General features: G+C 65.5%; 21 protein-coding genes and 1 pseudogene. 13 read left to right on the forward strand and 9 right to left on the reverse strand.

Features of this window, described 5'->3' with window-relative positions; translation table 11 throughout:
* Positions 1 to 15 precede the first annotated feature (15 nt).
* Positions 16 to 201: a hypothetical protein gene (locus OLX23_RS13780; RefSeq protein WP_264445562.1), complete on the forward strand. Its 186-nt coding sequence runs from the start codon at positions 16 to 18 to the stop codon at positions 199 to 201.
* Between the two features lie 12 nt (positions 202 to 213).
* On the opposite strand, the gene OLX23_RS13785 is transcribed toward OLX23_RS13780, so the two are convergent.
* The 3 genes from OLX23_RS13785 to OLX23_RS13795 form a co-directional block, all read right to left on the reverse strand.
* Positions 214 to 1,566 (reverse strand): surface lipoprotein assembly modifier, encoded by a 1,353-nt coding sequence (locus OLX23_RS13785; protein ID WP_264445563.1) that lies wholly within the window; start codon positions 1,564 to 1,566, stop codon positions 214 to 216.
* A gap of 61 nt (positions 1,567 to 1,627) precedes the next feature.
* A complete protein-coding gene (locus OLX23_RS13790) occupies positions 1,628 to 2,764 on the reverse strand; it encodes a transferrin-binding protein-like solute binding protein (RefSeq protein WP_264445564.1) in 1,137 nt (378 codons plus the stop codon).
* A 332-nt stretch (positions 2,765 to 3,096) separates the two neighbouring features.
* On the reverse strand, positions 3,097 to 5,229 hold the full coding sequence (locus OLX23_RS13795; RefSeq protein WP_264445565.1) for an ATP-binding protein: 2,133 nt from the start codon (positions 5,227 to 5,229) through the stop codon (positions 3,097 to 3,099).
* Between the two features lie 122 nt (positions 5,230 to 5,351).
* On the opposite strand from OLX23_RS13795, the gene OLX23_RS13800 reads away from it, so the two are divergent.
* A complete protein-coding gene (locus tag OLX23_RS13800; RefSeq protein WP_264445566.1) occupies positions 5,352 to 6,017 on the forward strand; it encodes a response regulator in 666 nt (221 codons plus the stop codon).
* Here the strand turns inward: OLX23_RS13800 and mprF are convergent.
* From mprF to OLX23_RS13815, 3 genes are all read right to left on the reverse strand, one after another.
* A complete protein-coding gene (gene mprF / locus OLX23_RS13805) occupies positions 5,951 to 8,569 on the reverse strand; it encodes a bifunctional lysylphosphatidylglycerol flippase/synthetase MprF (protein ID WP_264445567.1) in 2,619 nt (872 codons plus the stop codon). The genes OLX23_RS13800 and mprF overlap by 67 nt on opposite strands.
* Before the next feature lie 22 nt (positions 8,570 to 8,591).
* The gene (locus OLX23_RS13810) at positions 8,592 to 8,957 is read right to left on the reverse strand and encodes a DUF2147 domain-containing protein (protein ID WP_264445568.1); all 366 of its coding nucleotides are present in this window, start codon (positions 8,955 to 8,957) and stop codon (positions 8,592 to 8,594) included.
* A gap of 71 nt (positions 8,958 to 9,028) precedes the next feature.
* A complete protein-coding gene (locus OLX23_RS13815; RefSeq protein ID WP_264445569.1) occupies positions 9,029 to 9,847 on the reverse strand; it encodes a virulence factor in 819 nt (272 codons plus the stop codon).
* A gap of 244 nt (positions 9,848 to 10,091) precedes the next feature.
* Between OLX23_RS13815 and OLX23_RS13820 the strand changes: the two genes are divergently transcribed.
* The 4 genes from OLX23_RS13820 (at position 10,092) to OLX23_RS13835 (ending at position 12,875) form a co-directional block, all read left to right on the forward strand.
* On the forward strand, positions 10,092 to 10,271 hold the full coding sequence (locus OLX23_RS13820; RefSeq protein WP_264445570.1) for a hypothetical protein: 180 nt from the start codon (positions 10,092 to 10,094) through the stop codon (positions 10,269 to 10,271).
* A 122-nt stretch (positions 10,272 to 10,393) separates the two neighbouring features.
* The gene (locus OLX23_RS13825; RefSeq protein ID WP_264445571.1) at positions 10,394 to 10,774 is read left to right on the forward strand and encodes a PDZ domain-containing protein; all 381 of its coding nucleotides are present in this window, start codon (positions 10,394 to 10,396) and stop codon (positions 10,772 to 10,774) included.
* Between the two features lie 23 nt (positions 10,775 to 10,797).
* Entirely contained in the window at positions 10,798 to 11,484 is a 687-nt protein-coding gene (locus tag OLX23_RS13830; RefSeq protein ID WP_264445572.1) for a response regulator transcription factor, read from the forward strand.
* Positions 11,485 to 11,489: 5 nt separating this feature from the next.
* Positions 11,490 to 12,875, forward strand: coding sequence for a sensor histidine kinase (locus OLX23_RS13835; protein ID WP_264445573.1), 1,386 nt, complete (start codon positions 11,490 to 11,492; stop codon positions 12,873 to 12,875).
* A gap of 656 nt (positions 12,876 to 13,531) precedes the next feature.
* Here the strand turns inward: OLX23_RS13835 and OLX23_RS13840 are convergent.
* Both OLX23_RS13840 and OLX23_RS13845 read right to left on the reverse strand, forming a co-directional pair.
* Positions 13,532 to 14,275, reverse strand: a pseudogene (locus tag OLX23_RS13840) (nucleotidyl transferase AbiEii/AbiGii toxin family protein); the annotation flags it as partial.
* 139 nt (positions 14,276 to 14,414) lie between these two features.
* A complete protein-coding gene (locus OLX23_RS13845) occupies positions 14,415 to 15,035 on the reverse strand; it encodes a type IV toxin-antitoxin system AbiEi family antitoxin domain-containing protein (RefSeq protein ID WP_264445574.1) in 621 nt (206 codons plus the stop codon).
* A 176-nt stretch (positions 15,036 to 15,211) separates the two neighbouring features.
* On the opposite strand from OLX23_RS13845, the gene OLX23_RS13850 reads away from it, so the two are divergent.
* The 7 genes from OLX23_RS13850 to OLX23_RS13880 all read left to right on the forward strand — a co-directional run bounded on the left by OLX23_RS13850 (position 15,212) and on the right by OLX23_RS13880 (position 22,389).
* On the forward strand, positions 15,212 to 15,823 hold the full coding sequence (locus OLX23_RS13850; RefSeq protein WP_264445575.1) for an SOS response-associated peptidase family protein: 612 nt from the start codon (positions 15,212 to 15,214) through the stop codon (positions 15,821 to 15,823).
* Between the two features lie 317 nt (positions 15,824 to 16,140).
* On the forward strand, positions 16,141 to 17,622 hold the full coding sequence (locus OLX23_RS13855; RefSeq protein ID WP_264445576.1) for a putative bifunctional diguanylate cyclase/phosphodiesterase: 1,482 nt from the start codon (positions 16,141 to 16,143) through the stop codon (positions 17,620 to 17,622).
* On the forward strand, positions 17,619 to 18,356 hold the full coding sequence (locus tag OLX23_RS13860) for a LysM peptidoglycan-binding domain-containing protein (protein ID WP_264445577.1): 738 nt from the start codon (positions 17,619 to 17,621) through the stop codon (positions 18,354 to 18,356). Before OLX23_RS13855 ends, OLX23_RS13860 begins: the two co-directional genes overlap by 4 nt.
* 55 nt (positions 18,357 to 18,411) lie before the next feature.
* Positions 18,412 to 20,109 (forward strand): serine/threonine-protein kinase, encoded by a 1,698-nt coding sequence (locus tag OLX23_RS13865; RefSeq protein ID WP_264445578.1) that lies wholly within the window; start codon positions 18,412 to 18,414, stop codon positions 20,107 to 20,109.
* 12 nt (positions 20,110 to 20,121) lie between these two features.
* Entirely contained in the window at positions 20,122 to 21,132 is a 1,011-nt protein-coding gene (gene tagH / locus OLX23_RS13870) for a type VI secretion system-associated FHA domain protein TagH (RefSeq protein WP_264445579.1), read from the forward strand.
* Entirely contained in the window at positions 21,129 to 21,956 is an 828-nt protein-coding gene (locus OLX23_RS13875) for a PP2C family protein-serine/threonine phosphatase (RefSeq protein WP_264445580.1), read from the forward strand. The genes tagH and OLX23_RS13875 overlap by 4 nt, the downstream gene beginning before the upstream one ends.
* Positions 21,949 to 22,389, forward strand: coding sequence for a PilZ domain-containing protein (locus OLX23_RS13880; RefSeq protein WP_264445581.1), 441 nt, complete (start codon positions 21,949 to 21,951; stop codon positions 22,387 to 22,389). Before OLX23_RS13875 ends, OLX23_RS13880 begins: the two co-directional genes overlap by 8 nt.
* Positions 22,390 to 22,522: 133 nt before the next feature.
* Here OLX23_RS13880 and OLX23_RS13885 read toward each other — a convergent pair whose 3' ends face one another.
* The gene (locus tag OLX23_RS13885) at positions 22,523 to 22,825 is read right to left on the reverse strand and encodes a hypothetical protein (protein ID WP_264445582.1); all 303 of its coding nucleotides are present in this window, start codon (positions 22,823 to 22,825) and stop codon (positions 22,523 to 22,525) included.
* Positions 22,826 to 22,899 lie beyond the last annotated feature (74 nt).

A 22,899-nucleotide genomic window follows, 5' to 3' on the forward strand; every position in this document is an offset into this window, starting at 1 on the left:
AGCGAGGCCGAGCCGATGTCGGAAGCCCAGCGGCAGTTCTACATGGAGCAGGCGCAGCTTTGTGAGCGAGCCGCTGCGGAAGAGGAGGACGCGGCGAAGATCCGCGAACTGCTCGAACGGCGCGATAGCTGGCTGACACTCGCCAAGTTGATCGCGCCGCCGCGGCGCTTCAAGTGGGCCTCGAGTGACGGCGGCGAATAGCGGGCTGGGCGGCTAGAAGGCCGAGGTCACGCCGAATTCGGCTGCGACGCGGCGATAGTCGTAGATCTCGACAGGCGAGACGTTGCGTTCCCAGCGCAGGCGGACCAGCGGCGCGAACGAGCCGACCTGTAGCGTGCGCAAAGTGGCGGCCAGGCTGGCGGTGTAGCGGTCTTCGGCGCGCCGTCGAGGAAACAGCGACAGGCGCTTGTCGGCTTCGAGCCGGCTGTAGCCGGCGCTGGCGACCAGGGTCGTGCGGCCGATCTCGCGGAACAGATAGGCCGACACGCCGGCAGTGACGTTCGAGTAGCCGGGATCGCGCGCGGCTTCGCGCGTAGCCTGAATCTGCAGGCCCGCGCCGAACTTCGGCGTCAGCGCGCGGTCTAGCGCGGCCGAAAGCGAGAAGCTGCGCGAATCCTGCAGGTCGTTGAACTTGTTGTCGATCCGCGCGACCGCACCCTCGGTGCGCAGTTGCGAGCGCTTGCCCGTGGGATGCTGCCAGGTGGCACTGGCGCTCCAGGCGGTGGAGAACGGCTGCTGACCGTACCAGCGCCAGACGGGACCGACTGACAGCGCGACGCGATCGGTACCGATGGAATATTCGGGGCCGAACTGGGTGCTGACGATGATGTCGTTGAAAGCCGCGTCGCGATAGAGATTGCCGCTGGCTGACAGCCGCGCCAGCAGGTCGGTGCGTGCGCCGATGCGCTGGCGATAGTAGGCCTGACCGCGCAGGTTGAGGCCGAGGCCCGAGCGCGCCTTGGCATTCTCGTTGATCGCGAAGTTGCCGATCACCGTGCCCAGCGAGTCCGATCGTGTGGCGCGGTTGATGTTGCTGTCGGGGGCCAGCGCGATCTCGATCGAGCCGCCGAACGGCTTCCGCGAGCTCAGCGCATGTGCGTAGAAGCGCACGATCTGTTCGACCTCGGGCGGCAACCCCGCAGCTGAGGCGGCGCGGAATTCGCGTTCGGCCGCGCGCAGGTTGCCGAGCTTGGCGTGCATCCGCGCGAGTTCGAGCCGCACGCTGGCAAGGTCGGGCTTCTCGTCGAGGATGCGGCGAAATTCGATCGCAGCCTCGCGATACTTGCGCTGGCCGTCGGCCAGCATCCGCCCCAGGCGAAAGCGCGCTTCGGTGCGGATCTCGACGTCGCGGTGCGTGGCGAGCGCGCGATAGGCGGCTTCGGCGGCGGCGAAATCGCCCGTGTCGCGCGCCTGGTCGGCGAAGTCGAAAAGTTCTGCGGGGGACAGGCCGACCACCGGACCCTGCACGGGCGGTGCGGGTTCGTCGGCCAGGGCCGCGGATATGGGAAGCAGCAATGCGCCGGCCAGGCAGCAGGCGCTCAGCGCGCGAAGCACGGTATCGGTCACCTTGGACGGAGTTCGGATGAAAGCTTGGGCGGGCGATCCGAAGACCGCCCGCCTGCCACCATCAGGGTTGCTTGAAGCCGATCGCGACGCCGGTGATGTCGATCGTCGACGTGTTGATGAAGAAGGTGAAGCCGGTCTCTTCCGCCGCGGGTCCGAAGAACGCGCCATGGAAGTCGCCACCCTGCGTGAAGGTGCCGCTGTAGTTCGGGCTGCCGCTCGTGATCGAGCCCGAGCCGTTGAAGTTGCCGAAGTCCTTCGTCTTGTTGCCGACGTAGTCGTAGCCGATCAGGTTCATCAGCAGATTGATGTTGCCTGAGCCGAAGTTGACCGAGAGGTTGCCCGTCGATTCCCCCTTGAGGAAGTCGTAGGCGGTACCTGCGAAGCCCGAGGCCTCGAAGCCGTTGGCGCCGATGCCGCCGTCGAGCTTGTAGGTCGCGGTGCCCGTGGTCGGCATCGTCTGCGTGCGGTTGCCCCAGAGCTGCCACTGCAACTCGTTGCGCGTCGAGATGCCGCTGCCGCTGAGCACGTTCCAGATCGAGATGGTCATGTAGGACATCTTGATGCCCTGGTAGGTGCCCGGACCGACGATCGAGATCGTGTGCTTGCGGCCGGCTTCCTCCTTTTCGTAGGCGGTTCCGGCCGTCTTGCCGAAGATCCCGCCCGAACCGTCGAACGTGCCCGTGGTGTTGATGTTCGACGGGGCCATCGTGATGCTGAGCCCGTCGCTGCGCTTGAACGTGTAGCTGTCGCTGGCGGCGTTGTAGTCGATCGTCGTGCCGGCGCCGAAGCGCTCGGCCTTCTGTTCGCCATAGATCGTCGTGCCGCCCGAGACGAACTGCGCGGTCGCGGCGCTGTAGCTCGTGTTGGCGGTCGCCCCCAGCCGCACAGCGGCCGAGCCCGAGGCCACCGGAGTCGGGGTAGGGGTCGGCGTTGGCGTGGGCGTCGGAGTGGGCGTTGGGGTAGGCGTCGGCGTCGGAGTTGGAGTTGGAGTTGGAGTTGGAGTTGGAGTTGGAGTTGGAGTTGGAGTTGGAGTTGGAGTGGGGGTCGGAGTTGGCGTCGGGGTCGGAGTAGGCGTCGGCGTGGGAGCCGGAGTCGGCGCCGGAGTGGGTGTCGGTGTGGAGTTGAGGCCGTCGTTGTTGCAGGCACCCAGCGCCACGGTCATGGCGATTATCGACGCTCTGAGCGAGCCACTGTTCATGATGTCATTCCCCTGTTGAACTGCGAAGGGACGCGCATGGCGCGTCCCGCTACGAAGTCCGGCGACCCGCAGGTGCCGGCCCGTCGCTGCGCCCGTTCAGCGACGATCGCGAAAGGGAAGCCCGGGTCGTCACCGCATGGGTGACGTGGCGTCGTAAGGCTGTCTCAGGGGGCGCGTCGCTCGCGATGATCGCGGCGAGCCATGCCCATGCCCCTGTGATCTGCCCTTTGCCCCCGCGGTCCGATCCGCTCGCCGGTCCGTTCACCGACGCGGGCACAGATTCACCATCCGCACGCGTTTCGTCACCCCGCGTTCAGGGGGGCTGAGGACAATTAAGTGCCTGCGGGGACGGGCAATTGCACGTGCAGGCGCGAGACGAAGCCGTCTTCGGGTGCCAGCCACGACAGGTCGCCACCAGCGACGGTCGCGCGGTCGCGGATGTTGACGAGCCCGGCGCCGCTGGCCGGGCCGTGCGGGTCGAAACCCTTGCCGTCGTCTTCGATCACCAGCGACAGTTCGCCGCTATCGAGCGTGATCGCGATCCGCAGCACGCTGCACTCGGCATGCTTGATCGCATTGCTGACTGTTTCGCGCACGATCGAGCGGACCGTGTGCAGCCGCGCGGCGTCGAGCGAGACCGCGGCCGAGGGCGATTGCCAGTCGAGACGAATACCCTTGGCCTCGAGCCGCTCGGCGGTCTCGCGACGGATCTGGACCAGTGCCTCGCCGATCGGCAGGTCCTGCTGGCCGGTGCCGTTGATGATGCCGCGCAGGTCCGCCAGGGTATCGCGGATCAGGCTGTCCTTGCGCTCCGAACGCGGGCTGTGCAGCGCGTCGAGCAGGGTCGCGCCGACGTGGTCGTGGATGTCCTGCGCGATCCGCTTGCGCTCGGTCGCTGCGCCCGCGTCGAAGGCGCCGCGGTTGCGCACGAGATGGTCGAACATGGCCGCGAGGTCGCTGGCCGTATCGGCATCGGCGCGGTTGAACAGGTGGCGTCCGCGCTGGGCATTGGCCAGCCGCAGCGCCGGCACGTCGCCGGCCGCGGGAACGATCAGGACCAGGCCGTCTTCGGCGATCTGCGCCTCGGCCTGGTCCGGGTCGCCGTCGGCCAGGTCGATCTCGAGCGGATCGTAGATGCTCTCGAGCAGCCGGGCCCAGGCCTCGCCGCGGGCTTCGGTGCCATCCTGGAAGGCCGCGTCGGCAAGCCGCTGGAACCGGCCGCGGGTGTCGATCGGCCGACGAATGACGAAGCGTCCCCAGAGCAGGCCGCGCAAGGGCAGCCAGACCAGGCCGCAGACCAGCAGCGCCAGGCCGATCGACAGCCCCGGCGACAGATGCAGGACCAGCAGGAACAGCATGTCGAGCAGCACCAGCATGACCAGCGACAGCATCCAGGTCATCGTCCGCGCCCACCATTCGCCGAGGTCGAACAGGCGGTAGCGGATGATGCCGAAGGCGAGGCCGGCATAGACCGGCACGAACAGCAGGAAGCCGAAGGCCTGCATCTTCGAGGTGTCGATGCCGAACATCTGCGGCACGAAGATCAGCGCCGCGAAAGCCGAACAGCCGACCAGCCACGACAGCAGGAACCACTGCAGCGCGGCGCGCGCGACGGGATCGAAGCGCGTGCCGCGCCATTGCACGGCGGCGAGGACGAATGTGGCGATCAGGCCGACGAAGACGAGCGCGCGGCGGGCGAAGACCATCGAATCGAACAGGCCGACCTGTTGCGCCGCGAACCAGCCGACGAACAAAGCCACCACTGCGCGGCCGATCCAGGCCGGCGCGATCGCGCGCGGATAGTAGAGCATCAGCGCGACCAGCGCGGCGATGAAGACGCTGCCGCCCAGGAAGTTCATGTCGCTGAAAAAGCGGAAGGGCGCGGAAGCCATCGCCAGCTCGCGCGTGCCGTAGACTGCCGAGAAAGGCGAGAACACGAGTGTGCTCGCGCCGCTGAGCAGCAGGTAGCGCGCGCTGCGCTGCTCGCGGCGGAAGACCCAGATCGAGCCGGCGATCAGCCAGGCGACGAGGCCGACGAACAGCGCAACCCAGAAGTCGGCGGGTAGATTGCCGATCGGCCGCTGGGGGAGGGGCGTGACCGTCCAGGCCTCGCCCTGGGCACCGTAGAGCGTCACGCGCGGTGCGCGCTCGATCGCCGCCAGCGCGTCCTGCCGGGCGAGGAAGGCCTCGTAGTCGGCATAGCGCGGCAGGTTGCCGTCGGGTTCGATCAGCAGGTCACCGGCAACGAGCTCCATCTGCGTGACCCCGTCGCCGATCGCGGCAATGGGAGTGCCGAGAGGGACCGCGCGCGATGGCCCCTGGACTTGGGCCGCGACGGTCGCGCCACGCTCATCGACGGCGAACTTGATCCCGAGCCAGGGCAGCGAGATCGCATAGTAGATCATCGCGCAGGCGCAGAGCAGCCCGATCGCGACCACGCCGATCATGCGGTCGCCTGGCGTCAATCTCCGTATCACCCGCACCCCCATGCGTGTTCCTGCCCACCTGCGAGGCTAACCCGAAAACCCCGGGGAGGAACCCCCCAAATCGGGGATGTTCAATATCTTGTCTGTGCTAATCTGGCGCGATGGGGGAACAGATCGACGCGCGGCTCTGCTTGCTGGTCGAGGATCAGGCGGCGACGCGTGCCTGGCTGACAGAGGCCATCGAGCAGGCCTTCGATCCGGTCACCGTGGTCGAGCAGATGACGGTCAAGGGGGCGCTGCAGTGGCTCCACGCTCCCGAGCGCCAGAGCGCGGCACCCTGGCTGGCGATCGTCGATCTCGGCCTGCCCGATGGGCGCGGTATCGAGATCGTCCGCGCGGTGCATGAGGCCATGCCGGCGACGCAGTGCATCGTCGCGACCATCTACGGCGACGACGCACATCTGATCGAGGCGATCACGGCGGGTGCGCAGGGCTATATCCTCAAGGAAGAGAACCGCGACCAGATCGTCGCGACGCTCAAGCGGATTGAACGCGGCGAGCCGCCGCTGTCCCCCTCGATCGCCCTGCGTATCCTTGCGCTGTTCCGCGCGCCGCCGGCGCCGAGTGCGAATGCTGCGGGGCTCAGCGCACGCGAGACCGAAACCTTGGCGCTGATCGCGCGTGGTTTGACCGTGGCCGAGGCGGCAGCAAAGCTCGGCCTTACGACCAACACCGTCGCCGGCTACGTCAAGCTGATCTATCAGAAGCTCGGCATATCGAGCCGGGCCGAGGCCACACGCGAAGCGGTGCGGCGCGGACTGGTCTGACGCCGGCGCGGCCGCGCAGCGCTCAATCTGCCGCCGCCCACCAGGGTCTGGAGATCGATCAATGCGCGTGCCAGTCCGAGGCCGTGCGGCGCGGCGATGTAGCGCGGGGACCAGACGGGGCCGAACTTCTCCTTGTAGGCGCGCAGCCCCGCGAAGCGGTAGAATGCGCCCGCGTGCCGGTAGATCAGCCCGCCGACCCGTGCCCAGATCGGCGCCAGCCGGCGCGCCTCGATTCCGGAAAGCGGCGCCAGGCCGAGGTTGAACCAGCGGAAACCCTGCTCCTTGCCCCACTTCATCAGTTGGACGAACAGGTAATCCATGGTGCCATAGGGCATGGTTTCGGCGTGGCGCATCAGGTCGACCGAAAGCTCCTCGCGATCGCTGGTCGCCCAGATGTTGGCGAAAGCGACGATGCGCCCCGCCTGACGCACCACGGCGCAGTCGAAGCGCGCGATGTAGTCGGGATCGAAGCGCCCGACCGAAAAGGCCTTTTCGCTCTGACCCTTGATCGCCAGCCAGCCGTCGGACAGCGCGCGCAATTCGTCCATCAGCAGCGGAACCTCGGCTGCGGCGACGATGGCGAAGCTGCCGCCCTCGCGCTCGGCACGCCGCTCGGCGTGGCGCAGGTCGCGCATCGCCGCGCCTTCGAGCGTGAAGCCGGGCAGCGCAACCCGGGCTTCCTCGCCGTACTTCAGCAGCTGCAGGCCGAGGTCGACGGCGATAGGCATGGCCTCGATGCCGATCTGGTAGAGCAGCAGGCGTCCTTGGGCCTGGTCCGCCATCTCGCGGATCCGCCAAAGGAGGTCGGCCCATTCGGCCTTCGGGCCGAGGGGATCGCCCATGACGATCCAGCTCTGCCCCTGGACCTGGTACATCAAGACCGCCTCGCCCGAAGGCGACCGCAGGAAGCGCTTGTCGCCGGTCAGTGCCAGCAGCGCCTCGCTGCGCGGACTGCGCGCGATCGCGGCGGCGCTGGCGCCCATATCCATGTCCGCCGGCGAGGCATGCGGCCGGGCATGGCCGAACAGCCAGGTCGCGCCGAAGCAGACGAGCATGACGGCCACGCCAAAGGTTGCGCGCAGGAAGCGCGAGGCATCGCCGTTCCAGGCGAATTCCCACCAGAGGTTGCTCTGATAGTCGACGTGGCGATAGGCGAAGAAGCCGATCCAGACGGTCAGGGCGAGGCATATCGCGACCGCGGCGATCGGTCCGGGTCGGCGCAGCGCCGCGGACAGCACGGTGTGCCTGTAGAAGGCCGGCCGCGCCATCTGCAGCACCCCCGCCATGACGAGCAGGATCGCCGCTTCCTCGTAGTCGAAGCCCTTGGCCAGCGAGAAGCCCGCGCCGGCGAGCAGGAGCGCGCGGGTCAGGATGAAGGCGGCGTCGACGCGGCGAAACAGCGCGGGTGCCAGCAGCAGCAAGCCGGTCCCGGCTAGGCTCGCGGCGATGTGCGAGGCTTCGACGAAGGGCAGGGGTAGCACATGCCGCAGCGCATGCAGCCGAGCGGGTATCGCAGGCAGCGAGCCCGAGATCAGCAGCACGCCGCCGCCGAGGAAGGCCATTGTCGCAAGGAAAGCGGGCGAGATGCCGCGAAGGACCATCTGCACCGCGTTCAGCGGCGCGCGCAGGCGACGGCGTTCGTGGAGGCCGAGCAGAATCACCGCGATGGCCAGCGGCAGTAGATAGTAGACCACGCGATAGAGGATCAGTGCGGCCAGCAGCGAGGCCGGGTCGGCTCCCGGTAGCGCTGCGACCATGACCGCCTCGAATACGCCGATCCCGCCGGGCAGGTGCGAAAGCAGCGCGACGATCATGGCCAGTGCATAGCCGAGGAAGAAGGCCGGAAACTGGTCGGGCGTGGCGCTGCCGACCAGCACGTAGAGCGCGGCGCTGGCAGCGGCGAGATCGAGCGCGGCGAGCAGCGGCTGTGCCGCGGCCTGGCGCGCGCTGGGGCGGGGGAAGCTCCAATGCCAGAGCGCGATCGTGCCGCGGCCGCGGCCGATCCAGACGATTGCGGCAAGGATCAGGCCGAGCAGCACCGCGCCGAGCGAACGCTGGATCATCGGATCGAGCGTCCAGCCCGCCAGCGTGAGCGTCGTCGGGTGGAGCAGCAGCGCGGCTGCGGCCATCGTGACGACGCCGCTCCAGAAGGTCACGCTGGCGACGGCGATCACGCGCACGATGTCGGTCGGACCGAGCCCCGCCGCGGTGTAGATGCGGTAACGTGCCGAGCCGCCGGTCAGCAGCGCGAAGCCGAGGTTGTGGCTGAGCGTGTAGGACGTGAGCGACGCCAGCGCGGCGGTGCGATAGGGCAGGGGCCGGCCGATGATGCGCAGCGCGAGCACGTCGTAGAGCGTCAGCAGGCCATAGCTGATCGCCGTGAAGCCGATCGCCGCCGCGATCTGCCGGCCGGTGAGCCCGGCAAGCGCGTGACGGACCTCTGCGAGATGCACGTCTTGAACAAGTCCGTGCAACGCGGCCACCGTCAGCAAGCCCACGGCGAGTACCGCGAGCAGTTCGAGCGATCGGCGATGCCGGATCAGCAAGCCCATCTCGTTCCTTCCGTCGCGGTGCTCACACGCGATGCCATTCCTGCGACCTGCAGATCAGGCCGCCGAGAATGCAGCCGCTGATCTTGAGGTCGTTGATACCGTGCTGCTCGATGGTCGAGGCAAAGGTCCGGCCCATGTCGGGCACGTAGACCTGACCGCGATAGAGGCCGCGGCCTGCGGTGCGATAGCCGCGCAGCAGTTCGGTGCCGACGAGGCGCCCGGTGCCGCCGTCGCGGGCATCGGTTTCGGCTTGCGGCGCCGCCCAGACCACCCAGCCGCAGAGCTGGCCGGCGGCGCTGTCGCTGCAAGGGCCGGTCTGGACCTTCACCGAGCCATGCGGATTGACCCAGGTGCCGATCGCTTCGGTTGCCACCGTCGGGGTTTGCACCCGCGTGGGTCCTGCCTGTCCTGCCGTCGAAAACAGCGCGGCCGTTGTGGCGAGCGCCAGAAATGCCCGGGTCATTGCGATCCTCCAGTCGGGTTCGCTGCCGCCTGTGTCGCGAGGAGGCTTTCGCCGAGATGGCCCGTTCGCGAACTTTTGGTAATGTCGGCTGCCTTCGCCGTTTCCACGATCTGGCGACGGAGTGCCGCGTAGAGCGCATCGGCGTCCCAGTGCAGCGGATGGCCGCCGGGTAGCGCGACGCGCTTGACGTTGGCCTGGTCCAGATGTGGACAGAGGCTATCGCTCTCTTCACGGCCGTAGATGCAGATCACGGGCACCCAGGTCAGCTGCCGCGCGGTCGGCAGGGCGGCGGCGTCGGGCGCAGCCCAGTTGAACAGTTCGGCCGGCGAGGCGCGGAAGATCACGCTGTCGCCGGGGACGACGAGCGCGACCGTCTGGATGCGGCGGCGCAGGTCGTCGGGCAGGCCGGTGGCGCCGACGTGCAACATGTCGGCGCCGAACGACTGGCCGATCAGGATTGCGCGATCGGCGTGGGCGAAGGCGAGGCCGCGCCGGATTGCCTGCGCGATGAAGGCGCGGATCTCGGCCGGGCTATGTTCGCGCCGAAACTCCGCAAGCGAACTGACGCCGAGCACGGGCACGCCCTCGGCCGCGAGCCGGGCGGCGATCTTGGGGCCCATGCCGACGCGGAAGCCCATGTCGCCCGAGAACAGCACGGCGACCGTATGCGGCGGCGCGAGAGCGGTGGCGGATTTCGCCGCGGGTACCTCGAAATAGACCTGATCACCGAAATAGCCGATGTGGCCGAGCCAGCCGGTGAAAGCGGCCAGCACGGCGGCGGCGATAGCGAGGCTGGTTCTTCCTTTTTGCGTCATGGCCGAACGATCCTACAGGCTTGTCGCGGCGATCGCACATGACCGATCGTTCATCTTGTCGCTTCTCGGGAAAGTCGAGTTTTTGTATTATTAACAGGTATTTAGATCGGGTCATTGGTGGTCGGATGGCCGGCGGATGACCAATCGTTAAGTTGAACACGACGGCTGTTTCGACGACTTTCGAGGACAGCGGCACGATGCCAATTTCGGTCGGATCCGCCGCTGACACATCGAAGGAATCGTCATGAACAAGAAGACGCTGATGCTCATCGCCGCGCTGACCCTGGGCGGTGCCGCTTCCGCCAATGCCGCGACGCCGGCGCCCGCCGCTCCGGCCAAGGCCCCCGCCGCCCATACCCACGCCGCCCCGGTCCATCACGCCGCCACCGCGGCCGCCAAGCCGAAGGCCAGCAAGCACAGCTGATCCCGTTCCTACACCGTTTGCGGGGGCATCCCCTTGTGCGCCCGCAAACGGTTCCAGTCGTGCGAGGAAGGATGCGCGGTACCAGAGGACCCTTTCGCCGACCCCGGCGCCAACGCCCGAGCTTGACCCCTTGGCTCGTGCTGTTCCTCTCCCCCATTGCCGCGCTGTTCCTGCTTCTCTCGCACGCTGGAAGCCTTTGGCTCGATCGCGGCGCTGCCCATCCCAAGGGCGCCGCGATCTTGCCGGGGCTCACCGTAGAAGCCGCTTCATCCCTGCGCGGCCCGCTCGTCATCACCAGCATTCGCTCGAACAGCCCGGCTACGGGGCGCGGCCTGGCCGTGGGCGATGCCGTTGTGGCGATCGACGGTGAGCCCATCTTCTCGCTGGATCAGGCGCGGCACAGCCTGCAAAAGGGAGCTGTCGGTCAGAAGGACAAGTCCGGCACTGTCGCACTGCGGGTCCTCCACGGCCGCGAATTCCGCGACGTTCGCTTGGCCTTCTGATCGAGGCCGCTAGGGAGACGGGCATGGGTCACAAGCTGCTGGTGGTCGAGGACGACGCGGCCACCGCGACCTACATCGCCAAGGGCATGACCGAGGAAGGCTTCTCGGTAGACCATGCCGACAACGGCCGTGACGGCCTGTTCCTGGCGACCGACGGTGCCTATGACGCGATCGTCCTCGATCGCATGCTGCCGGGCATGGACGGCATGGCCGTTCTCGCCGCCCTGCGCGCCGCCGGCATCGAGACGCCGGTCATCATCCTCTCAGCGCTCGGCACGCCCGACGATCGCGTTGCGGGTCTCACCGCGGGGTCGGACGACTATTTGATCAAGCCCTTCGCCTTCGCCGAGCTGCTGGCGCGCGTGCGCCTGCTTCTGCGCAAGCGCGGGCCGGGACCGGCAGTCATCACCACGCTGTCTTGCGGCGATCTCGACATGGACCTGCTCTCGCGCAAGGTCCGTCGCGGCGGCAAGCCGATCGAACTGCAGCCGCGCGAATTCCGCCTGCTCGAATACCTGCTGCGCCACGTCGATCAGGTCGTCACGCGGACCATGTTGCTCGAAGGCGTGTGGGACTATCATTTCGATCCCGGTACCAACGTGATCGACGTCCATATCAGCCGCCTGCGGCGCAAGATCGATGACGGCGCGGACCATCCGTTGCTCCACACCGTGCGCGGGGCCGGCTATCGTCTTGGCGCTTCGGCCTGACGATCGTGCGCTGGGGCATCCCGATCCGATCGATCACTGCGCGTATCGTCCTGCTCGCTTTCGCGCTGCAGTTCACCGTTACCGGCGGCGTGCTGCTGTTCGTCCAGCAAGCGAGCCAGCGCGCGCTCGCGGCCGAGCAGAGGGAGAGTGTCGGCGAACTGCGTGACGAACTCGCTGCCGCCTGGCGCACGGGCGGGGGCGCCGAGCTGCGCGAACTCATTGAGGATCGGCTCGAAGCGACCCACGGCGCGGTCGCGGTGATCCTCTACGCCCGCGCCGACGGCACGCCGATCGCCGGCAATCTCGCCGCCTGGCCGACGGTGATCGCGCCGACCACGTCCTGGCGCACGATCGACCTCTATCGCACCGGCAGCGATCGGCCCGAGCGCATGGGCGTGACCGCTATCCGCCTGGCCGATGGCAGCCGCCTGCTGACCGGCCACGTCATCGAGGCCAACCTGCTGATCGCGCGGGTCAATCGCGAGGCCATGCTCGCCGCGCTCGCCGCCAGTCTGATCATGGCGCTGCTCGGCGCGCTGATCATCGGTCGTGCGCTGTCGCGCCGGATCGAGACGATTGCCGCCACCGCCCATGCCGTGGGCGAGGGCGCGCTGGCGACGCGCGTGGAGACGAGCGGCAGCGGCGACGCCTTCGACCTGCTCGGCCATTCGATCAACGCCATGCTCGATCGGATCGAGGCGCTGGTCTCGCAACTGCGGCTGATCACCGACGGCCTGGCCCACGATCTGCGCTCGCCGGTCACGCGGATGAAGTCGCTGATCGAAAGGGCCATCGTCGATACCCGTGATCCTGACGCGCTGGCATCGCTCGAGCGTGTCGCGCAGGAAGCGGAGACCCTGCTGGCGATGCTCTCGACCGCGCTGCAGATCAGCCGCGCGGAAGCCGGGATTGGCCGCGAACGGTTCACTTCGGTCAATCTCGCGAGCCTGCTTGAAGACCTCGCCGAGATCTATGGCCCGCTGGCCGAGGACGAGGGTTTCGTGCTTGCCGCGGAAGCGCCGGCGGGCCTGCAGGTGATGCTGCACCGCGAGTTCGTCAGCCAGGCGCTGGGCAATCTGATCGAAAATGCGCTCAAATATGCCACGGGCGGTACCCGGATCGTCCTGACAGCGCGGGAGAGTCGCGGCACCCTGTTGCTCGAGGTGACCGACGACGGTCCGGGTATCGCGCCCGACCAGCGCGAAGAAGCGCTGACGCGCTTCGGCAGGCTCGATCCCGCGCGTCATGTGCCCGGTTCGGGCCTGGGGCTCAGCCTAGTGAGCGCCGTCGCCCATCTCCACGGCGGTACGGTCGAACTCGCGGACAACCGTCCCGGCCTGGCGGTGACGATGTCGCTTTGCGATCTGCCGCGACCGACGCGACCGGCATAGTCGTTGCAGCCCTTGCGTGCTGAACGAATCGTACAGTCGATCAGTTAGATAGGGCGTGCATGTCACTCGGCACGTCGACCGAATTTCGGGCCGTGAATGGCTAGTCCTCGGGTGTGCGAACCTTTGACCTTGCCCGCAGTCGGGCGACGGTTGGCGGCACTTGGAAAGCCGGGAATCCTGGTTCGGCAAGGCAAGCCGAATGCGCCGTAGCAGGCCGTCTCCTCAATCGTCGGATCAATCGAGGAAGTTCCGCTAGGTTCCTGAAATACGAGCCTAATGACGGCGAGCTGCTGGCTGGGGCGGCAGGATTCGAACCTGCGAATGCCGGTACCAAAATCCGATATATCGCAAATTCGTGCCGCTTCAAGCAACCAGAACCCACGGAAATCCGTAGGTTTTCTGACCATACAGCTGCGCTGAAGCGGGGACAACAAAAATCCTGGCAGAAATCCTGACAGCAATTCCGATGGTCGAGGGTCAGAATTCGCCGGACTTTCGGGCAACCTCACTCCGCGAATTCGGCGATGAACTGACATCGATTGACCCGCGTGAAAGCCGTTGAGCAGGTTGTGTTGGGAGCACCGAATAGGGCTCGCTTCAGTGATGCTCGCCGCTCCACACGTTCGAGCGCGATGGAGGTGGGTGCGACGTGTCGATCAGAGCATCGGATCAGGTTTAGTCAGGCGCCTGTTCAGCAGTCTTTCGCATGACGGTCCGACTAGTTCCCACGCCGCATTGACGACCGATTCTAGGTCCAGGTCTTCGAGTTCGAGCGCAGCGGCGTAGGCTCGCCATTGCTGCTGTTTGGCTTCGTCCTCGATCATGTCTGCCGACAACCCAGGCGGCCTCGCGGCCGGGATTGGGGTTCCGCGCCGATCGAATGTCGCCTGGATTGCCGCGTCGAGCTCTTCAGGAGCGATAGCGAGGTTTCGGGGGATAGCCCAAAGATCGTAGTAGTCCTTCATGCGGCCATTGAGGACGCCGAGTGCGACCATTGCTTGGAACTTCTCGGCAATCACGGTTGCCGGCGGGTATGACCTGATATGAGGCGCCGGAAAGTCAAGAAGAGTGGGATAGTCGAGCTGATGTGTGGCATCCGCCAAGGCATCGCCGAAGCCGATGTCGATCGTCACTGCAATCCGCGTGCGTTCCAGGTAGGCTGCGGTCTTGAGCCTCACGCCGCCGTATTCCATTTCGTCGCGGATCGCCGTCGAAGCTAGTGCGTCGACGTCGAAAACTAGGCCGTCGTCCCCCTCGATCAGCATGATCTCGCGAAAGTCGGCGATCAGCCTGGCGGGATTGGCATCGCCATATCCCAGAAAATCGGCGTCCCGCGTGACCCGGTTGTCGTCGTCGATCCACACCGTGACAAGCATTCCGCCTTTGAGCACGAAACGCTCACGATGTTCCGAGACTCATAGACGATATAGCAGGCGCTCGAGTGCGAAGCGGACCAACAGCACGTCAAATGCGCGACCTTCCCGGCGCGAAATGTTTAGTAGGCGGTCTTTGACGGACTTGGCGAGGTTGGTGGGTAGATTAGCCATTAGCGGTTAGCGCCTCTAGATAGGGGCGCATGATCTTCCACGCGCCACCTGCTTTGGCGCCTTCGGCGATCGCACTCGGTGTTGCCTTTCGCTGTTCGATTGCTGCGCGCAGCCCTTCGATGGCGACCGATCGATCCATCAGCTTGGGGTTACGGAACGCGTCAGCCAGCGTTTTTGGGATCGAATAGATGGGCACGTCGATGCCGGCGATCGCATGATGCTCGATGCCTTCACGTAGATAGCGATCGGTGAAGCGCACGATCCGCAGCGGTGGATAGGATTGCACCGGTGACCAGTCGCTCGGACCGATTGCCATCCAGATTTTGCGTGGCATCTGATCGGTCAGGCCATGAAAGGCCAGAGCGGAGGTCAGTGCTATAACGCCTTTGGGGACGCGCGTCGCGGCCGCGGCGAGGATCTGATACTCGTCGATGTCCGCGTCGCGGCGCTGATAGAGGCCGCGTGAAATCCGTTCGAGTTCGCCGTCCTCGACCGCGCGCGCAATCGTCTGGGGCCCTATACCAACTGAGCGTAGTTCGCTCGCTCGCATCATCGTTTGCCCGGCGAACAGATCGAGAAGCTTGCTGCGTTGCGAGACCGACTCTGGGGGCATGTGACAAAACCTCTGGTGAATTGCGTTTTTATCAGAGGTTTTGTCACAAGTCATCCGGAGGCTGGAATATTCCTATGGCGTCCGCCGAACAGGCAGTGAGCGGCCAGATCGATCATCCATGCATGATATTCCAAACTAAGTTACAAGGCGCAGGTAGACGAGCGATGGGAGGCTGCGTGGTTGCGCTCTATCGATGCCGGACCTCGCTCCGCGAAGTCGCCGAACTTTTCTCAGCCGTCATCCCTCCATCAGCAGATTGGCACGCCGAGGTCTGGCCAGGGCAAACTGGCCTTGTGATAGTCAAGCAGGAGGGGCACCGGCTCGCCCTGCCCATGACCTGGGGATTGCCGGCTGGAACCGTTTCTTCTCCTGCTCCGGGGCGTTCGGCGACGACGATTTGGTTTCGTGAGCTTTGGCCGCGCTTTCAGGCTTTGCTAGCACCAGAGCATCGCTGCGTGATCGTGATCGAGGCATTCGCAAAGCCCGACAGGCACGAGGGGCGAGCCACGCGCACCTGGTTCGGCTCCGACGACATCCCGTTGCTCGGCTGGCCAGGAATTTGGCGCAACGGTCCGCAAGGACCCGGTTTCAGTGGCTTCCTCGTCGCTCCAGGTGAGATCGTCGATCCGCATGACAGCATGCCTGCTCTGCTCGCGCCGGGCGACGCAGCGAATTGGCTCGATAAGGAACTCGTCGAGGCTTCCTTTTTGGTGAGGAGAAAGCCCTCGGTCGAGGGGATGTACCGGGATCCGACGGAGGAGCCGTGGGTGACACCAAGATCACGATGAACTTCCCGCCGCCCGATTGGGGGAAATTCGGATCATGCCGTCGGCGCGACAGCCGTAGCACCCCCGCGCTAGGTCCACATGCGAGATAGGCGATAGCACGGCTGGGGACGGGCAATTTCGGGCTCCATCCTGGCTCTGCTCGGTCCGTCGCATCCGCTTGGCGAATTAACTTACAGTTGAGTGTTTTCAGTTAGATCGCTCATATGGGAGGACAATTTCCGAGCTTTCGGCCTGGAGCCGACAGCGTCGCTAGACGACGCTCGGTTGCGTGTTTCCGCCACGCGCATGTCTTTTCCTGGCGGGGGCGGACATAGCTCATGGGCTGGGGTCGCCGTCCAACTCGCAACGATAGTGCAAACTGGCACGCCATCGCCGATCGCCTCGATCTGATTTCGGGCGTGGTCACCGATGGCGCGCCGCAAAAACGTGTCGAAGCCTCTGTCGCCCTGCTCGAGCGCGGAGCCGACAGGGCCGGCGATCGGTCGGTTCAACGCCATTCGGCGACTGGGATGCCGACCCGCGAGCCCCTGCTTCAACAGATGCGACAGGACGGCAGCGGCGTCCTCGCGATCGTGCGCTTCCTCGATTTCGATAGGCTCTGCGCCTTCGATCCGGCGCTCGGCGATCTGCTTCTACAGTCCGTTGCCGAGCGTCTTAGGGCCATGCTGCCCCCGCAGCGGCTGCTCGCTCATGTCGATAGGGGACATCTTGCGATCTGGTTCGGTGCCGGGGCTACCCAATCCCTGGCGGCGAACGAGATGGAAGCCATCGAATATGCTCTCGGGCAATCGCTCCAGATCGGCGAGCGTGAGATCCTGCCCAGCGTCCACAGCCAGATCGCCGCCGTCTCGGGTGAAGATGCGGAAACGGCTCTTGCGCGAGCCCTGGCGCAGCTCACGGTTTCCGCCAGCGGCATCGGCCAGCCGAGTGCGACGCAGGCCGCACCCTGCCTGGACCGCGAAGACTTCGCGCTCGAACAGGATCTTCGCTTGGCAATGGCGCGCGGAGAATTGCGCCTTTGCTACCAGCCGCTGGTCGATGCGGCCAAGGCGCGGGTCTGCGGCGCAGAGGCGCTGATGCGGTGGCAACATCCCCAGCGCGGCGCAGTATCGCCCTCGATCTTCGTCCCCGTCATGGAAGCGACCGGGCTCGCGCACGAGTTCGGGCTCTGGGCGCTCAACACCGCCGTTCGCGAAGTCCGCGACTGGGAGGTCAACGGGCTCGGCGACCTTCGCGTCGCGGTCAACGTCTCTGGTCGCCAGCTCGAACGAGACGATTTCTCGCGGCTCGTCCAGCGCACCCTGCAGCGCCATGCCCTCGCGCCGAGCGCACTCGAGATCGAGCTGACCGAGGGCGTCGCGATGGTCGACTGCGAGAGGGCGGGGCGTCTATTCTCGGACGTGCGGGCCATGGGCGTGTCCATCGCCATCGACGACTTCGGCACGGGCTATTCGAGCCTCAGCACGCTCCGCAAGCTCGCATTCGACAAGATCAAGATCGATCGCGAGTTCGTGACCGAGGTCGATCGTCGTCGTGATAGCCAGGCCATCTGCCAGAGCATCATCGCCCTGGCGCGCGGATTGGGTATCCGCGTTCTTGCCGAAGGCGTCGAGCGGCCAGAGGAGTTCGCCTGGCTGCGATCGCGTGGCTGCACTCTGTACCAGGGCTACTATTTCTCGCCCCCCCTCGAGGCGAGCGCTTTCGCCGCCTTTGTCGAGGACGTTCAAGGGCTGCGTGCGAAGCTCGCCACAGACGCACGTTCGCTCCAGCAAAGCATCTCGAAAAGGCTCTCCGCATGATAATCCAGGCACATCGTCTGCGCATCGGCGCCGTGCTTGCGCTCAGCATACTGGCGGCCGCGTGCTCGAATGCGCCGCATCCTCGGTCCGTCGCCTCGCCGCCTGTATCAACCGATCGCGGCGAGATCGAAGCAATCGCGACCCTTCTCGATCAAGGCGAAACGCGTAAGGCAAAGAAGCGTCTGGCGGCAGCACTAAAGCGTGAGCCTGGCAACGCGAGTCTCATGCTTCTGCGCGATTCGATGGAACTCGATCCAATCACCCTGCTCGGACCCAACAGCTTTTCCTATTCCGTCCAGCAGGGCGATAGCATTGCCAGCCTCGCTCAACGGTTCCTCGGCAACCGGCTCAAATCGCATCAGCTGGCGCGCTACAACGGTATTCCAGGTCCCGCAGTCCTGGCTCCAGGGCAGGTCCTCAGAATTCCGGGGCAGGATCCTCGCGCAGAACCCGTGCGGCGGCCCGAAAGGCGCGCAGATCCGCAACCAGCGGTCGTTCGTCCCAAGCCGAGCTCTCCCGCGCGGCCGGCTGCGACCGCGCCTGCCGCCGCGGCAAATGCTGCAGCAGCACGCCAGGCGCGCTCCGCGGGCCTTGCCGCTCTCAACGAAGGTAATCCCGCAAGGGCCGTTGGTCTCCTCTCCCGTGCGGCCTCGCTCGATCCCGGCAATGCCGCGATCGCGAGGGATTTAGCCCGGGCGAGGCGGATTCAAGCAACGGTCAAGGCTCGCCAATGATCATTCTCTTCCTGCAGGCCCGGAGCTCGTGGCCGTCCACTGAGGATACTCCCTCATGATCAAGCTCGCGCGCTACCGCGTCGACATGAAAATCGGCGAAGGCGCCATGGCTGACGTCTATCGCGGTTTCGACGAGAGCATCGGCCGGGCCGTTGCGATCAAGGTCCTGAAAGAGGAACTCGCGCGAGACCCCGAAATCAGCGCCCGCTTCCTGCGCGAGGCGCGAGCGGCAGGGGCGCTCAATCATCCAAACATCGCCACCATCTACGATGTCGGGATCGCGGATGGCGTGAGCTATATCGCGATGGAGCTCGTCGAAGGCATGCCCCTCGACGCCGTCTTGCAGACGCAAGGACGACTGCCCTACGAGCGCGTTCTGGCGCTTGGGCAGCAACTCGCATCGGCGCTCGGCTATGCGCACCGCGCCGGTATCGTTCATCGCGACCTGAAACCTTCGAATATCCTGCTCACCGCCGACGGCCGCAGCGCTAAGCTCCTGGACTTCGGTGTTGCGAGGATCGAGTGCGAGAACGCGCAAGACGCCGATCTCGGGCGCACGCAATTCGGCCAGATGATGGGGACGCCGCGCTACATGAGCCCCGAGCAGGCGCTCGGAAATCCGGTCGATCACCGTTCGGACCTGTTCTCGCTCGGCGTGGTTCTCTACGAGCTCATCACCGGCAAGGTCGCATTCCCAGGCAGCACCCTGGCGACGCTGGCGATCAAGATCGCACAGGAACAAGTCGAGCCGATCGAACGCTCGGCCGCCGATTGTCCGCGCGGCATGAGCTTCATCATCGACAAGCTACTGGCCAAGAAGCCCGAGCATCGCTTTCAGACGGCCGAAGCACTCGGCGAAGCGCTGGCGCGCGAGATCGCCGCACAAGGCGAGCAGGCGCCCGTCCGGCGCGGCCTGCCACTGCGGCTGAAGCTATTGCTCTTGATGGCGTCCGTAACCGCTTTCGCATTGGCAGGAAGCGTGTTCACCGTCCTCGATCGGCAGGAGCACACGCTCCAGCGCATAGCGGTCGCCGCCGGCACGTCGATCTCCGATTTCGTCACGCGCAACAGCGCCGTGATGTTCGCGGACAATGCCGGGCTCGCTCCCGAGGAACAGGATTGGACCACGCTGCAAGCCTACGTGGCGAGCGCGTCCAAGGATCCTGAAATCAGCAGCATGGTCGTCGTCGACAACACAGGCACAGTCCGTGCGGCAAGCGACAGTAAATTGATCGGGAAGTCCTATAGCGCGCCGCTTGGCGAAAGCGCGATGGCTGGTCTTGTGAATGGGAGCGGACGCGATGCCGCGACACCGCGCGTCACGCTGGTCCCCGATCGCGGAAAAGGCGGCGGGCTCCGATTCGTCCGCCCCGTCCACTATGCGGGCGCCGATTTCGGCGCGGTGGACATCGTCATGAAACGGGGCGCGCTCGACAAGGCGATCGCCGACACGCGTGACATGCTGGTGCTCCTGTCATTGATCGTGATCGGCGTTGTCGCGGCGATCGGCTATCTGAGCGGAGCAATGGTCACGCGGCCCCTGACGCGACTGACCAAGGCGCTGCGCGAGGCTCCTGATTGCGGGTTCGCGCTGCGAATTTCACACCGGCGCCGGGATGAATTCGCCGCCGCGTTCGATAGTTTCAACACGGCCGCCACGGTCATCGAGCAACAGCTTTCAGAGAGCGCTTCCGCCGCGGAGGCCGATCTCGCCCTGACCCGCATCGCCCCTCTGACCCGACAAGTCGCCTAGGAGGGCTCCGGGATGTACAAGTTGCAGCTCTTCGCGGCTTCCGATTCCACCACGGTGATCGATGCGAGGCTGTTCGCGGAAGGCACGATGACGATCGGCCGAGACCCGCGCGCGAACTGGTCGATCAACGATCCCGAATGTGCGCTCTCGCGGTGGCACTGTGAGCTCTTTGCTCGTCCCGAAGGTCTCGTCGTCCGGGCGATGGGGGCCAACGGCGTCTTTTTCGGCGGTGGCGGCGAGCGTCTTCCCGAAGGGGACGAGACGGTTCTTCCGCTGCCATGCGAGCTGGAACTCGGAAGCTTCCGCCTCTCCGCCAGTCTCGCGTCGTTCGGAGCGAGCGAGGTAAATCCCAATCTCACCATGGTCCTGACCCCGCCGGTCGGCGCATCCACCGATGTCCCCTCGGATTGGGAAGACGCCATGCTCGTGCCCGAAATGGCACGAGGTTCGCTGCTCGAGGCATTCTGTCAGGGGGCCGGCCTCGATTCCTCGCTTCTTTCCGAAGAAGAGCCTGAGGAAATCATGCGCCGCGCGGGTGCCATCTACCGGCAGATGGTGCTGGGTATCGGTGATCTCATGGTCGAGCGCGCCCGTGCGCGCGGCCACTACGATATGAGCCGCACGACAATCGGAGGAAGAGGAAACAACCCGTTCAAATGGGCGCCGACGCAGCGGCTCGCGCTCGACCTTCTCCTTACGGGGCCTTCGAGCTTTCTCTCGGGGCCGGCTGCCGTTCAGGCTTCCTTCCGTGACATCAAGCGTCATCTCGTGGCGAGTTTCGCGGGACTGAAAGGGGCGCTGCGAACGGCCATCGACACTTTCTCTCCTGGCGAGATCGAAAGCGCGGCTCCCGAGAAGGGATATTTCCTCAAGCACAGGTCGGTTGGCCAGATGGACGAAGTGCGGCGCCGTCACGACGACCTCAGGGCGCAGCTCGACGAAGGGCTGCAGGGCTCGCTCGATAGCGCTTTCGTGAGAGCCTACGATGCGGCCGAAGGCGATCTGCGGGAGGGGCAGGCTTGATCGGCCTCGGTCTCTTGCGGCGATGGAGCCGCGGGCCGACTCCGGTCGCTTCGGCCATACCCCAGGCGGTCGGTCGGACACATGTCGGTAAGGTTCGCGAGATCAACGAAGACCGGTTTCTCGTGCGTTCCGAGCGCGGTCTTTGGGCTGTCGCCGACGGGATGGGCGGGCATTGCGCCGGCGGACAGGCGGCCGACATCGCGATCGATGAACTTCGCGCGCTGGCGGATGACGAGCGACCCTTGTCGGACCCTGCTGTCCGCGCCGCACTCGAGCGTGCCAATCAGCGTATCCGCCGCGAACTTTCGAGGCGGCGCTCCGTATCGGGAACGACGGTTGTCGTCGCTTGGCTCGAGGGGCTACGTCTTTCGGTGTTCTGGGCGGGTGATAGCCGGGCTTACCTTTTCTCCGGGGAGGGTGCCCGCTGTCTGACCCGTGACCACAGCGTGGTGCAGGAGCTCCTCGATGCCGGCGAAATCGACGCGGAGCAGGCCGGGCGCCATCCTCATGCCAATCTCGTTACGCGCGCTCTCGGGGCGGATGATCGTCTCGTGCTCGACAAGGTCGATCTCGATCTCGTGATAGGAGACCGTTTCATCCTCTGCTCGGATGGAATCTCGCGCTCACTCGACCACTCGGTCACGCCTGGGGGTATTCCCGTTGCACAGTTCGCCGATAGTCTGCTTGCAGATGCCCTGCAGCGCGATGGCAGCGACAACGCAACGCTCGTTGCGATCGAGGTCGGGTCGGGAAGGGATCTTAGCCAGGAGGATGAACTGAACCGACGCGAAGGCGAGCGCGGGAGGAAGTTGCGTCATGACTGAGGAAGCGCACAGACCCTCTCCAATTTCGCGGACGAGCGTTGACAACGCTGCGGATCGACGTACCTCGGAACGGTTTCCACTCCTGATCGACAGCCGCTGCACGATCGGTGGCGGGCGAACAGCCGATGTCTGGCTCATCGACATCTCCAGAACGGGCTGCCAGGTTTTCAACTATCCCGGGCCGTTCAGTCCTGGCGCCGGTGTGATCGTATTCGATCGCCATGGCGAAGGTGTGGCTGGAAATGTCGCCTGGGTTTCGGGCACGAAGGCAGGCGTGAAATTCGAGATCGTGCTCTCCGACGAGAACTTCGCCCGAATCCAGGAACGCCCTCCGTCCGCTCCCTCCGCAACCGAGGACCTTGATCCGATGGTCGACCAGTTCGGCCGTGTTCTTGCGCCTCTTTCCTCAAGAGCTTATCGCCGCGCCTCGTGATCGCGGTAGTCAGCTGACCGACTGTCTACGAGGATGCTGCGCCCCCTAGTTTCCCGCAATCTATGCTTGTGGCCAGGAATGCGATCTAGATGCGAGCTGATCATTGCCGAGTTGCTCGCCAGGGCAGGCGCGGTCAGCCGCCTTGTCCGGTATGGCGTAGGCCTACGCCCGTAATGCGATGGTAGCCCCAGCCACAACTTTCGACTTGGCCCTTGGCATAGAGTGAATTGCTACGCGAGCGCGACAGAGCGTTGTTGACGCGCTGTTCCCAGAGGGCCTCGGATTGGCGTTCTCCGACCTCCCGGTCTGCCGCCGTCAGCGGTAGCAAGGATTTGAGTTTTCGCTTGAGTTCGGCATTCTTCCAAACGGCACCGTTACTCATGAGGTCCAGGATTGCGCGCTGAATGTCGATCTCGCGGGTCTTCGCGTCGTCCATTCGGATCTGTTGTCCTTTCTCCTGAGGTGCGCATCCACGCCCTTCAGGCCATCCTCGGTCAACCGCTCGCGGCG

This window comes from Novosphingobium sp. JCM 18896 (assembly GCF_025938095.1).
GTDB lineage: Bacteria > Pseudomonadota > Alphaproteobacteria > Sphingomonadales > Sphingomonadaceae > Novosphingobium.

What these genes read in the sequence shown, in the direction of transcription:
- OLX23_RS13780 (WP_264445562.1), top strand. Translation starts at nt 16, where the DNA reads ATGTCGGAAGCCCAGCGGCAGTTCTACATGGAGCAGGCGCAGCTTTGT.
- OLX23_RS13790 (WP_264445564.1), bottom strand. Translation starts at nt 2,764, where the DNA reads ATGAACAGTGGCTCGCTCAGAGCGTCGATAATCGCCATGACCGTGGCG.
- OLX23_RS13800 (WP_264445566.1), top strand. Translation starts at nt 5,352, where the DNA reads ATGGGGGAACAGATCGACGCGCGGCTCTGCTTGCTGGTCGAGGATCAG.
- mprF (WP_264445567.1), bottom strand. Translation starts at nt 8,569, where the DNA reads ATGGGCTTGCTGATCCGGCATCGCCGATCGCTCGAACTGCTCGCGGTA.
- OLX23_RS13815 (WP_264445569.1), bottom strand. Translation starts at nt 9,847, where the DNA reads ATGACGCAAAAAGGAAGAACCAGCCTCGCTATCGCCGCCGCCGTGCTG.
- OLX23_RS13820 (WP_264445570.1), top strand. Translation starts at nt 10,092, where the DNA reads ATGAACAAGAAGACGCTGATGCTCATCGCCGCGCTGACCCTGGGCGGT.
- OLX23_RS13830 (WP_264445572.1), top strand. Translation starts at nt 10,798, where the DNA reads ATGGGTCACAAGCTGCTGGTGGTCGAGGACGACGCGGCCACCGCGACC.
- OLX23_RS13845 (WP_264445574.1), bottom strand. Translation starts at nt 15,035, where the DNA reads ATGCCCCCAGAGTCGGTCTCGCAACGCAGCAAGCTTCTCGATCTGTTC.
- OLX23_RS13855 (WP_264445576.1), top strand. Translation starts at nt 16,141, where the DNA reads ATGGGCTGGGGTCGCCGTCCAACTCGCAACGATAGTGCAAACTGGCAC.
- OLX23_RS13860 (WP_264445577.1), top strand. Translation starts at nt 17,619, where the DNA reads ATGATAATCCAGGCACATCGTCTGCGCATCGGCGCCGTGCTTGCGCTC.
- OLX23_RS13865 (WP_264445578.1), top strand. Translation starts at nt 18,412, where the DNA reads ATGATCAAGCTCGCGCGCTACCGCGTCGACATGAAAATCGGCGAAGGC.
- tagH (WP_264445579.1), top strand. Translation starts at nt 20,122, where the DNA reads ATGTACAAGTTGCAGCTCTTCGCGGCTTCCGATTCCACCACGGTGATC.
- OLX23_RS13880 (WP_264445581.1), top strand. Translation starts at nt 21,949, where the DNA reads ATGACTGAGGAAGCGCACAGACCCTCTCCAATTTCGCGGACGAGCGTT.
- OLX23_RS13885 (WP_264445582.1), bottom strand. Translation starts at nt 22,825, where the DNA reads ATGGACGACGCGAAGACCCGCGAGATCGACATTCAGCGCGCAATCCTG.